This window comes from Rhizobacter sp. P3_C12, assembly GCF_056402735.1.
This window is the reverse complement of sequence record NZ_JBFUGW010000205.1, coordinates 1-11,139: the sequence shown is the minus strand read 5'-3', so window position 1 is coordinate 11,139 and position 11,139 is coordinate 1. Positions and strand designations below refer to the sequence as shown.

At 68.7% G+C, this 11,139-nt stretch carries 11 protein-coding genes, 1 tRNA gene and 1 pseudogene; 4 read left to right on the top strand and 9 right to left on the bottom strand.

Annotation, left to right across the window (positions count from 1 at the left end):
- Both AC1DXV_RS24895 and AC1DXV_RS24890 read right to left on the bottom strand, forming a co-directional pair.
- Positions 1–969: hypothetical protein (locus tag AC1DXV_RS24895; protein WP_477936062.1), on the bottom strand; the 969-nt coding region annotated here is incomplete at its 3' end.
- Positions 966–2,564 (bottom strand): ABC transporter substrate-binding protein, encoded by a 1,599-nt coding sequence (locus AC1DXV_RS24890; protein ID WP_477936060.1) that lies wholly within the window; start codon positions 2,562–2,564, stop codon positions 966–968. The genes AC1DXV_RS24890 and AC1DXV_RS24895, both read right to left, overlap by 4 nt.
- Positions 2,565–2,757: 193 nt before the next feature.
- On the opposite strand from AC1DXV_RS24890, the gene AC1DXV_RS24885 reads away from it, so the two are divergent.
- The 4 genes from AC1DXV_RS24885 to AC1DXV_RS24870 are packed head-to-tail and all read left to right on the top strand — an operon-like array spanning position 2,758 to position 7,386.
- A complete protein-coding gene (locus AC1DXV_RS24885; RefSeq protein WP_477865925.1) occupies positions 2,758–3,747 on the top strand; it encodes a substrate-binding domain-containing protein in 990 nt (329 codons plus the stop codon).
- A gap of 7 nt (positions 3,748–3,754) precedes the next feature.
- Positions 3,755–6,511, top strand: coding sequence for a hybrid sensor histidine kinase/response regulator (locus AC1DXV_RS24880; protein ID WP_477936059.1), 2,757 nt, complete (start codon positions 3,755–3,757; stop codon positions 6,509–6,511).
- A gap of 44 nt (positions 6,512–6,555) precedes the next feature.
- On the top strand, positions 6,556–6,951 hold the full coding sequence (locus AC1DXV_RS24875; protein WP_477865923.1) for a nuclear transport factor 2 family protein: 396 nt from the start codon (positions 6,556–6,558) through the stop codon (positions 6,949–6,951).
- A gap of 6 nt (positions 6,952–6,957) precedes the next feature.
- On the top strand, positions 6,958–7,386 hold the full coding sequence (locus tag AC1DXV_RS24870) for a hypothetical protein (protein WP_477865922.1): 429 nt from the start codon (positions 6,958–6,960) through the stop codon (positions 7,384–7,386).
- A gap of 54 nt (positions 7,387–7,440) precedes the next feature.
- Here AC1DXV_RS24870 and AC1DXV_RS24865 read toward each other — a convergent pair whose 3' ends face one another.
- From AC1DXV_RS24865 to AC1DXV_RS24835, 7 genes and pseudogenes are all read right to left on the bottom strand, one after another.
- The gene (locus AC1DXV_RS24865; protein ID WP_477865921.1) at positions 7,441–7,818 is read right to left on the bottom strand and encodes a hypothetical protein; all 378 of its coding nucleotides are present in this window, start codon (positions 7,816–7,818) and stop codon (positions 7,441–7,443) included.
- A 22-nt stretch (positions 7,819–7,840) separates the two neighbouring features.
- On the bottom strand, positions 7,841–7,930 hold the full coding sequence (locus tag AC1DXV_RS24860) for an excalibur calcium-binding domain-containing protein (protein WP_477865927.1): 90 nt from the start codon (positions 7,928–7,930) through the stop codon (positions 7,841–7,843).
- Between the two features lie 13 nt (positions 7,931–7,943).
- Positions 7,944–9,281 carry a hypothetical protein gene (locus AC1DXV_RS24855; RefSeq protein ID WP_477865920.1) on the bottom strand — a complete coding sequence of 446 codons (1,338 nt, stop codon included), beginning with the start codon at positions 9,279–9,281 and terminating at the stop codon, positions 7,944–7,946.
- Between the two features lie 138 nt (positions 9,282–9,419).
- Positions 9,420–9,506 (bottom strand) — tRNA-Ser (locus AC1DXV_RS24850).
- A gap of 59 nt (positions 9,507–9,565) precedes the next feature.
- Positions 9,566–10,165 carry a transposase gene (locus tag AC1DXV_RS24845; protein WP_477865919.1) on the bottom strand — a complete coding sequence of 200 codons (600 nt, stop codon included), beginning with the start codon at positions 10,163–10,165 and terminating at the stop codon, positions 9,566–9,568.
- Between the two features lie 321 nt (positions 10,166–10,486).
- Positions 10,487–10,888: a hypothetical protein gene (locus tag AC1DXV_RS24840; RefSeq protein WP_477865918.1), complete on the bottom strand. Its 402-nt coding sequence runs from the start codon at positions 10,886–10,888 to the stop codon at positions 10,487–10,489.
- Positions 10,889–11,008: 120 nt separating this feature from the next.
- Positions 11,009–11,139, bottom strand: a pseudogene (locus AC1DXV_RS24835) (IS5/IS1182 family transposase); the annotation flags it as partial.

Here is an 11,139-nt window from a genome sequence, read left to right as displayed (position 1 = left end):
GCGGTGCACCGCGCCGGTCAGCGCCTGGCCGAGGCCCGCCTGCTGGCCGGCCGTGAGCCGGGCCAGGCGCTCCAGCATCACCTCGGCCTGCGGTGCCACCTGGGTGCGGTACAGGTAGAGGTCTTCGTAGGCGCGCTCGCCGTTCAGGATGCCGATGATCTGCAGCGCGAGCTCGGTCACCTCGGCACGCTGGCGCCCGAGGTGGTCGAGCAGCGCGTTCTGCCGCGCGTCGAGCACGGCCCGCCGGGCCGCCACCGCGTTCCAGGCCGCGGCATTGGTGGACAGCTGCGGGCCGTAGGCCAGCTTGAAGCTCAGCTCGCCCGACGCGCCGTAGGCGATGAGGTTGGTCACCATCGCGTCGAACGAGGTCTGGAAGCGCAGCAGGTCGGACACCAGCTCGCGGCTGTGCGGGCTCGACTCGCGCGACCGCTGCAGCTCGAGGATGCGGCTGACGCCGTCGAGCACCTGCACGCGCCTGGCCTGCACGTCGACGCGACACAGCCGCAGCGCGGGCTGGTTCTTCAGCGGGTTGTCGTGCAGGTCGAACAGCTGCTTCGGCAGGCCCTCCCAGCGGCGGTAGTCGGTCGTCAGGTCGCTGACGAGGCGCGCCGCGCCCGTCTCGGCCCAGCTGTTCGACATGGCCTGCAGCGCGGCCAGGCGATCCTCGAACTCGCGCCGGGCGACCTGGTACTGCTGCACGTCCTGCGGATCGCTGAGCACCAGGTAGCCGCGCACGTGCAGTTGCATGCTGAGCAGGCTGGCCTGCGCCTGCGTCGAGGCGAGCGACGCGGGGCGGCGCAGGTTCTCGGCCAGCGCGATGTCGCGCGTCAGGTGCTGGCCCGCCAGCAAGGCCAGCAGCACGACCAGCACCGTGACGCCGGCCAGCACGCCGAAGGCCCCCGTCAGCTTGCTGCCGATGCCGAGCGTGTGCCAACGCTCCCAGCGCTCCCGGCGCGCCGCCCCGTTCATCGCGGCAGCCCGAGCGAGGCCCGGAAGGCGCTGCGCTGCGTGTTGCGCCCGAGCCGCACCGTGATCTCCTCGAAGTCGACGGAGGCGGCCCTGAGTGCGGCCTGCGGGCTCAGTTGCCCGCTGGTCGCGGCGGCCAGGCGCAGGTCCAGCGACTGCCAGTAGCTGAAGGCGCCGGGGATGCGCAGGTAGGGCAGCTGCAGCGGGTTGCTGAAGGTGTCGTCATAGGCCTGCAGGTAGTCGCGCACGTCGGTGGCATCCCAGCCGGCCTGCAGGTAGTCGTCCAGGCGGCCGCTGCCCTTGGGCGGCAGCAGGTGGTAGCGGCGGCCCGGGTCGATGCCGTCCCAGCCGCGCGCGGCATAGACGCGCGACTTCGGCTCGCTGGCCATCAGCGCCAGCAGGTAGTAGGTGGCCGCCGGCGCCTTCGAGTCGCGCGAGATCACGCCCGCCCAGGAGCCGCCGGTGGTGTTGCCGACGCGGTTGGGACGCTCGGTCTTCACCCACCGGTGCCGGCCTGCGTCGTAGTACTCGAAGGTGCCGGGCAGTTGCGCCGAGCCCACCTTGCCGCGCACCCGGCTGCCCGGCTGCTGCGCGAGCGCGCCGAGGTCGCCCCAGGTGAGCGTGAGCGCGGCGCGCCCGGACAGGAAGTAGTCCCAGCCGCGACCGAGGTCCCAGTTGAGCATCTCCTTCGGGCCGAACTGCACCAGGTCGACCAGCATCGCGAGGGCGCGCACGTGGCCCGGGCTGTCCAGCAGGGGCTTCATGGTCTGCGGGTCGAACCAGTACAGGTGCGGGTTGTCCGGGCCGATCACGAAGGGCGCGGACAGCGACATGAAATGGAACATGCCCTGCGCCCCGGCGCGCAGCGGCAGCAGCAGGCCGTGGTCCGGCTCGCCGTCGCCGTTGAGGTCCTTGCCGTTGAAGTACGCGGCGATGTCGCGGAACTGCTCCCAGGTGGCCGGCGGCGCCAGCGGATAGCCGTGGATCTTCTGGAAGGCGGCCCGGTGCTGCGGGTCGGCCAGCAGGTCGCGCCGGTAGTACATCACCTGGCCGTCGTGGTCGTTGGCCACCATGTACTTGTGCCCGCCGAACTCGAGCAGGCTGCGCGGCGCCGGCAGCACCTCGGCGATGTTCCAGGCCGGGAAGCGCGGATCCTTGTAGTAGCGGTCGTACGGCACGAGGTGCTTGCCGGCGACCAGCTCGCCGAGCCACCAGGCGCCGGCGATGCAGGCGTCGTAGCGGCCGGTGCCGTTGGTCAGGTCGGAGATCAGCGTGGCGAACAGCTCCTCGTGGGGCCGCTGCACGATCTCGAGCGTGGCGCCGGTGGCGGCCTCGAATTCGGGCTTGATCTCCAGCACCGGCCCGCCGATGCCCTGGCCTTCGGCGACCAGCACCGTGACGTGCTGTCCCGCGAACGGGCAGCGGCCCGGCGTGCAGGGCGGGGCCACGCGGGGCGGCAGCACGTCGCCGGGGCGCACCACGGTCGTGTCGGAGCCCTTGGGCCGGGGCTGCGGCTCGGCGCCATACGCCACGCTTGCGCCGAGCAGACCCGCTGCGAACGCGTGGACGGCCCGCGCCGGCCAAAGCTTGCGACCCATGCTCGTCTCCTCAACGCACACCGCTGGGCGACTGGGATCTTGCGCCTTCGGCCGCGGGTCTTGAACCTTCGGCGGGACGTTTCCAGGGTAAACGAGGGTGTCGACTCCGGCATTGACAAGACGATGCATCGGCCCATCATCATTGCCTGCAGGGGGCGTCTCTCCGTCCGAGCGGAGAACCAGGAGAAGGCGAATGATCGACCGGCGCAGTGCACTCGCGTGGGGCGGTTCGTTGCTGTGGGCTGCGGCCCTGCCCGCGGCTCGGGCGCAGCCCCGCCATCGCATCGTCATCATGCCCAAGCTGGTGGGCATCGCGTACTACGACGCCGTCAAGACGGGCATCGATGCGGCAGCGCGCGAGCTGCCCGACATGGCGGTGACCTGGACCGGGCCGACGCAGGACCAGGTGGAGCGGCAGATCGAGATGATCGAGCGCCTGATTCCGGCGAAGCCCGACCTGATCGCGGTGGCGGCGAACGATCCGGTGGCCATCGTGCCGGTGCTGCAGAAGGCGCAGCGGGCCGGCATCCACGTCATCAGCTGGGACGCCGACAGCCAGCTGCGCGAGTTCTTCGTCAACCTGGTCGATTTCGAGGCCTTCGGCAGCCAGCTGGTCGACGCCCTGCGCGCCGAGACCGGCCCGAAGGGCGACATCGCCATCGTGACGACGAGCTTCGCGGCGCCGAACCAGAGCAGCTGGATCGATGCGATGAAGCGGGCGATCTACGCGCGCCATCCGGGGCTGCGCATCGTCGACATCCGCCCCGCCGGCGAGAGCACCGAAGAGGCCTACCGGATTGCCCAGGACTGCCTGAAGTCGCTGGCCGGGCTGAAGGGCCTCGTCGCGCTCGGGTCGCCCAACCTGCCGGGTGTCGCGCGCGCGGTGCGCGATGCCGGGCTGGCCGGCAAGGTGGCCGTGGTGGGCAACTCCACGCCGAACCTGATGCGCGAGTTCCTGAAGGACGGCACGGTCCGGACCGTGCTGCTGTGGAATGCGCCGGACCACGGCTACCTGACCGTGCATGCCGCGCGGCAGCTGCTGGCCGGCGGGCTGAAGGCGGGGCAGCCGTTCCAGGCCGGCCGGCTGGGCAGCTTCACGCCGCGCCGGGATGCGATCAGCCTGCAGGTGGCCTTGCCGGTGATGGTGTTCACCAAGGCCAACGTGGACCAGCACAATTTTTGAGCCCGCTGTGAAGATCGGCACGCGACTCAACCTGGTCTCGCTGGCGGCCATCCTCGTGATGACCGCCGCGGTGCTGGGTGCCGCCGTGTTCTTTCTCGAAGCGGAGCTGCGGCAGTCGCGCGAACGGCTGATGCAGCTCGAGCTGCAGGGGGCCACGCAGTCGATCCGGCAGCAGCTCAACCGCTCGGGCGTGGTCGCCGCCGCCAGGGAGGCCGAAGCGCAGCTGCTGCGGCTGCGCGCCAAGGAGGGCTTCGCGTCGGCGACGCTGTTCATCGTCGAGAAGAACGACAACCGCGTCGTCTACCACCCGGACTTCCACATCGGCGATCGCGTGGACTATGGCTTCGTCGACGAGATGATGCGGCGCCAGGCGGGCACGCTGGAATACAGCTACAAGGACGAGCGACGCATGGCCGTGTTCCACACGCTGGTGCCGGTCGACTGGCTGGTGGGCGTGGCCGTGGCGCGCCGCGAGGTGCAGGCGGCCCTGTTCGGGTTCATGGGCGCGATCGGCGGCATCACCTTCGCGGCCTTGTGCCTGAACGCGATCGCGGTCGGCCTGTTCGGGCGCTGGCTGTTGCGCCGCATCGGCGTGACGCTCGACTGCGTGCGGCGGATCGAGCACGGCGACATGACGGCCCGCATCGCGCCCGGCACGCACGGCGGGTCCGACGACGAGATCGGTGCCTTGCAGCGCAGCATCGACGCGATGGGCGAGCGCATCGAGCAGCGCACCCGCGAGCAGCTCGAGACACAGGAGGCGCTGCGCGCCAGCGAGGCGCGCGTGCGCCGGGTGGTCGAGTCCAGCATGATCGGCGTGTTCTTCTGGGACACCACGGGGGCGATCACGGAGACGAACGATGCCTTCCTGGAGATCGTCGGCTACGACCGCGCCGACCTGCACGCCGGCCTGGTGAACTGGGAGCGGCTCACGCCGCCGCAGCAGGCCGATGCCGACCAGCAGGCCATCAAGCAGCTGCGCGAGACCGGCCGCTGCCAGCCCTACGAGAAGCACTACATCCGCAAGGACGGGAGCCTGGTGCCGGTGCTCATCGGGGCCGTGTTGCTGAGCGATTCGATGCACCAGGGCGTGGCCTTCATCGTCGACCTCACCGAGCGCCGGCAGGCCGAGACCGACCGCCAGGCGCGCCGCGATGCGGAGGCGGCCAGCTCGGCCAAGAGCGAGTTCCTGGCCAACATGAGCCACGAGATCCGCACGCCGATGAACGCGATCCTCGGCATGTCGTACCTGGCGCTGCAGAGCGGGCTGAACCCGCAGCAGCACAACTACATCCAGAAGGTGCACGGCTCGGCGGAGTCGCTGCTGGGCATCATCAACGACATCCTCGACTTCTCGAAGATCGAGGCCGGCAAGCTCGACATGGAGACGATCGCGTTCAGCCTCGGCGACGTGATGGACAACGTGAGCAACCTGCTGGGGATGAAGGCGGACGAGAAGGGCCTGGAGCTGGTGTTCGCGGTGCCGCCGCAACTGCCGGCGGTGATGGGCGATCCGTCGCGCCTGGGGCAGGTGTTGCTGAACCTGGGCAACAACGCCATCAAGTTCACCGAGCGCGGCGAGGTGGTCGTGGCCATCGACGTGATCGAGCGGGACGACGTGTCGGTGCAGCTGCGTTTCGAGGTGCGCGACACCGGCGTCGGCATCGACCGCGAGCAGCAGCAGCGCCTGTTCGAGGCGTTCACGCAGGCCGACGCCTCGACCAGCCGGCGCCACGGCGGCACGGGCCTGGGGCTCGCGATCAGCCGCAACCTGGTGCGGCTGATGGGCGGCGAGCTGGCCGTCGACAGCGAGCCGGGTTGCGGCAGCCGCTTCCACTTCAGCGTGCGCTACGGCCTGCAGAAGGGGGTGGCCGCACGGCCGCCGGCACTGCGCCGGGACGGCCTGCGCGGCGGCCGTGCGCTGGTGGTGGACGACAACGCCAGCGCCCGCGACGTGATCGCCGCGATGATGGGCGCGCTCGGATTGACGGCCGATACGGCCAGCGATGGCCGGGACGCGCTGCGCCGGCTGGAGCATGCCGACGCGCACGACGAGCCCTACGACCTGCTGCTGCTCGACTGGAAGATGCCCGGCATGGACGGCATGGAGTGCGCCCGCCTGCTGTCACGGTCTGCCGGGCGGCGCCACCCGTTGCCGATGGTGCTGATGCTGACGGCCTTCAGCCGGGCCGACGCGCAGCAGCGGCTGGTCGAGCAGGCGCTCGCGGTCAGTGCGCTGCTCACCAAGCCGGTCACGCCGTCGACGCTGCTGGATGCCTGCAGCAAGGCACTCGGCCTGGCGGTGCACCATCCCACGCGCCTGGTGCAGCGCGAAGAAGACCTGGCCCGGCACCGGGCCGGCCTGAGCGGCGCGCGCATCCTGCTGGTGGAGGACAACCCCATCAACCAGGAACTGGCGCTGGACGTGCTGCGCCGCGCCGGCCTGGTCGTGAGCGTCGCCAACGACGGCCAGGAGGCGCTCGACATGCTGGAGGCCGAGCCGTTCGATGGCGTGCTGATGGATTGCCAGATGCCGGTGCTGGACGGGTTCGCGGCGACCCGGGCGCTGCGCCGGCAGCCGCGGCTGCGGGATTTGCCGGTCATCGCGATGACGGCGAATGCGATGGTCGGGGATCGCGAGGCCGTGCTCGCGGCCGGCATGAACGACCACATCGCCAAGCCGATCAAGGTCGAGGAGATGTTCGCGACGCTGGCGCGCTGGGTGCGGCCGGCCGAGCCGGCTGCGAAGCGGGGTTCGGGCTGAATTCACTGGAACCTGGCCTGTGGGGTTGCCGGCACAATGCCGGCATGCCGAATCCCGCTGCCGTCGACACCGTCCAGGCGTTCTGGCGCCTGATGGCGACCAACGATTTCTTCGCCGTGGCGCAGGTGCTGGCGCCTGGCTTCGTGCTGGAGTGGCCGCAGTCGAACGAGCGCATCCGTGGCGCGCAGGACTTCGCGCAGATGAACGCCGAGTACCCGGCCCACGGGCCGTGGCGCTTCACGGTCAACCGGCTGGTGGGTGGGCAGGGCGAGGCGGTGTCGGACGTGTCGATCACCGATGGCGTGCAGTCGGCGCGCGCGCTCAGTTTCTTCACAGTGGTAGACGGGCTCATCACGCGGCTGGTGGAGTTCTGGCCCGAGCCGTATGCGGCGCCTGCGAACCGGGCGCACCTGGTCGAGCCGATCGACCCCGCGACGTGAGGCCCCGTGTTCAAGCTGCTGCTGCGTTGCCTGTTCTTCATCGGGGGTGTCGTGCTGCTGAGCGACACCGCACTGCCGCTGCGCGATGAAACCCTGAGGGTCGACCAGCACACGAGCCACGTCAACGATGGCGAGTCGGCGCGCCGCGACAACCGCTCCGGCGACACCAGCTACACGCTGCACCTGGTGGGTGGGCGGGTGGCGAGTTGCTCGGTCGGGTATGCGGCCTACCAGCGGCTGAAGGACGGCGATGCGATCCAGGTGCAGGCGACGCGGCTGCTGCGCCAGTGCGTGCACATTGCGCGCGACGGTGAGCGGGTCGAGTCGAACCGCCACTGGCGCTGGATCGCGATGGTGATCGGCGGCGTGCTGATCGCGCTGGCGATCGGGTGGCTGCGGGCGGATGACGAGGATGGGAGCATCAGCCTGGCGTGAGGCCGATGCCGTGCATCGCCAGCGCTTGCAGTGACCGTCGATCTCCCGGTCGTGTCATTTCCGACCCGTGCCTGCGGCCACCAGGACGATACCGAGCATCATGGCGCCGAGGCTCCAGGCGATCCCGGTCAACGACCACGCGAGCTTGAGCCAGACGGCGCCGCCGATGCCCAGCAATCCGCCGATGACGGCCAGTGCCTGGCGCCACATCGGGAGAGGAGCCAGAACCTGCGCGATGGAATCGATGGCGCTTCGCTCCTGCAACTCGATGGGCTTGGCAGCAGCTGTCGTTCCGGCGGCGCGAGCCGCGTCGATCTGCCGTCCGGTCGCCCTGGCCGGGAAGCCGCAAGACGTGCAGTGATCGGCGTGTGGTGGATTGGCCCCCTCGCAGGCGAAGCATTGCCACGCATAGGTGCGCTCCGAGTTCGACAAGCTGAACCTCCCCTGGTCAGAATCAGTTGGCGAACGGGCTCGTGCACCACTGCTGTTCGCAGGGCACGCCATCATTGTTGCCGTCCATCTTCGTGTCCGGGCAATTCTTCAGGAAGAACTTCGCTTCACGGCCGGCGCCGGTCCACGACGATGTCGCTGCGCCCTTGCGCGCCGATGCGGTACCAGGTGATCACGAGATCGTCCGCCGAAAACAGCGCAACGTCCGCGGCCAGGCCACTGCGCTCGCGATCCAGCAATGACGGTGATCGCCACGGACCGGCCGCTGCTGTCGAGGCCAGCACCGGGCTATCGATGCCGCCTTGCGAGACGTTCCAGACGGCCACCGCGGAGCCTGTCCCGCCACTGGCCAGGCGCGGCAGCACGGGATAGCCGGTGTCGTAGCGGGCGATCAATGCAGGGGTACTCCAGGCTCCCTGAGACACATCGAAGCGGGCGCTCCGGATGCTGCTTGGCGCGATGGCGTCGCTCAGCCCGGTCCAGATGAGGGTGATCGAAGACGAGTCCGTGGGTACCCATGCCAGCTCGCGCAGTGTGGGGTCCTCGCCGGTGTCGACGCGCGTCGGTGTGGCGTCCCAGGCACCTGCGGTCAAGCGCTTCGACTGCAGCGCCGGGTAGCCGCTCGGCGACCCTTCGAACCACACGGCAAGCCACCCGTCCGGACCGGCGGAAATGATGTCGTACGCGGCATGCAGCGCGTCGCCGCCATCCACGGCCTGGGCCGCCTCCCAGTACGCCGTGGTGGCGCCGTGTCGGGAGCTCATCAGCGTTTGCGGCGCCACCACCGCCGCGCCCGATGGCGCCAGCGCTTCGGTCCAGATCAGGGTCAGCGAGCCGTCCGCGCTCGCGGCATGCCGCGGAGCCCCCATGACCGTGCCGGCCGGCGCAACCGCGACGAGAGCCGGGACCGACCATTCGCCGCGCGCCGACCTCTGGGCCGACATCAGTTCGGACTCGCCGGTCACGCTCGCCTGTTGCCACACGGCCGACGCGCGGCCATCCTTCAGCGGAATCAATTGCAAGTCGCCGGCGGTCGGGGCCCGGGTGACCAGGTCGGTTCTCCAGGTGCCGGGGACCTGGGTGGCGAAGTGCACCGCGGACCCGTTGCCGGCGTGGTCGCTCCACGCGGCGACCGGTGTCGAGCCCGCCATCACGATCTGGACATCCCGCACGACGCTTTCGACCGGCACCGAGACGCGGCTGCGGACGATTCGTCCCGACGGGTCCACATTCGCCGCAAAGACGGTTTCGCCGGCCGGGGCCGATTCGGTCCAGGCGATCCACGCCGATCCGTCCGGGGCGGCCGCGACCCGCGGCGCCAGAATCATCGGCAGCGACTCGATCGTGACGTGATAGTTGTCGGCCGGGGTGTCGCCGCCGCCACAGGCGAACACCGCRCACGCGGCCAGCAGGAGGGAGGTGGCTCTCAGCGCGCGAGGCAGCATGGTGGGGGCGGTGCGTTGGCGGAAGCTCAGGGATTCGAACCCTTATCTAAACCATTCTTCTGTGGTTTGAGGGGGTGCAGGGGGGCGCTGCCCTGTGGACAACCTCTCCTTGCTCGATGCACAACTGTGCGACCAATGTGGAAGGCGTGGGATTCGAACCCACGGAGGACTCGCGCCCTCGCCGGTTTTCAAGACCGGTGCCTTAAACCACTCGGCCAGCCTTCCAAACTTGAGTCTAACCGGGACTTGAACCGACCTTCTTCCTCACAGTGGCGAACAGGCGACTAGTCGCACAGTAGAGCCCACGAACGGAATCCGGCGATGGTCGGCACTCGCCCTGCTGTCCGCGGTGTGGGCCGGATTCGCGCTGACCCTGGCCGGGCCGGTGAAGCCTGCCTGCACGAGAGACCCTCTTCCTGAACTCGACGCAGCACCTCGAGCTTCAGTCCCTGATCGTAGTTGGTTCGCTTCTTCGTCGTCACGCCCTTTGCACCATGAGCGCTGTATGCAGCAACCCACTTCCTCAGCGAGTCGAAGCCCACGCCGTACGCCTCAGCTGCGGCCCGCAGACAGGCAACCGAGACGTTGACCCCGCTGCGTTGAAGTTCGATGCGGATGTCGGGCTGCGGCTTCGGGGCGGGCAGTTGCAGGGGGACGAACTCAGGGGCCGGCGGTGCAGACGTCGTCGAGGTCGGTAACGGGGCGAGCAGCAGCGCTCCGCGCTGCTCTGCCTCGTTCACCGATCTGCGCAGCAGGTTCGCATTGATGCCGTTGGCCATCGCCACGGCTGCGCTCGACATGCCAGGTTGCTCGCAGGCCGCCACGAGCTGCGCCTTGAACTCGGCGCTGTGCTTGCGCCTTCGGCGGCGGCCAGCCGCCTTCACTACAGTAGCGTCCACGTGTCCACGGAGAAGTTAAGTGGAGTAGAGCCTCCTATGGCTGCGACCTCAGATCAAGATGACTTGGCCGGACGCATACCACGGCCTGGGCCATACCGTGCATCTTGAGCTGGCGCAGCATGATCACGAGGGCCGCCACCGCAGGGTCTTGCGTGGGTCAGTTCTGGATGGAAATCAACAGTCTCGCTACTGGCGCTCGCGGGGAGGTCTTTGGAAGCCCCTGCAGGCGGTATTCAAAGACGTGCAATCCACTCTCGCTAATGTCAGCCCTGCATGGCGCTTCTCCGAAGGGCGAAACCTCGCTCGTCAGCTTTCCCAATCGCCCACGCCTGGACGAAGCGTCTTCCTCATTTCGGCTGCCAGCGCCAAGGCAGCATCTGCAAAGTGCTCCAGCTTTTCGATTCGCTTGAGCATCGCTGTCTGCTGGGCCTCTTCCTTAGCCTTGGGAAGCCCGTCTGCGACGAACCTGGAAACGCTCAGCTCGACAGTGACGTCTAAGCCGCCCTTGACAGCCTCTGCAAGCCACAACTTCACAGAATCGGCCGACCTCTCGGCCGCGGCGCTGAGTGCGTAGCGGATCAGCTCTCTCGCTGAGTGATCGAGGCCAATGGCAAACTCGAAGAGCTTCTTCTCATCCTCCGTGGCGCCGTCAAGCTCTTCGTCACGTGGGACGTGGGAGAAAAATCTAAGCTCATCTTCGTCATCCACACCTAGGGATGAGCTGATCAATTCAATGTCTGGAGCCGACAGCTTCTCTGCGAATGCATTGCACCGCGGCGAGCGCACGTTTGCGTGGATTTCGAATGATTGGCGAGCTCGTCTTAACCTTCAGGGCGCACTGACCCCTGCAGGCCTGAGCAGCGGCCTCTTGGCGATCATGAGGTTGGCCAGCGCGAACAGGCTGTACATGCGCGCCCCGTTCTTGGCCAGCCCGCGATAGCTGACCTTCTTGTGGCCGA

Bases quoted from the DNA above. Each gene is read 5' to 3' on its own strand.
- AC1DXV_RS24885 (WP_477865925.1), top strand. From the start codon at position 2,758: ATGATCGACCGGCGCAGTGCACTCGCGTGGGGCGGTTCGTTGCTGTGG.
- AC1DXV_RS24875 (WP_477865923.1), top strand. From the start codon at position 6,556: ATGCCGAATCCCGCTGCCGTCGACACCGTCCAGGCGTTCTGGCGCCTG.
- AC1DXV_RS24890 (WP_477936060.1), bottom strand. From the start codon at position 2,564: ATGGGTCGCAAGCTTTGGCCGGCGCGGGCCGTCCACGCGTTCGCAGCG.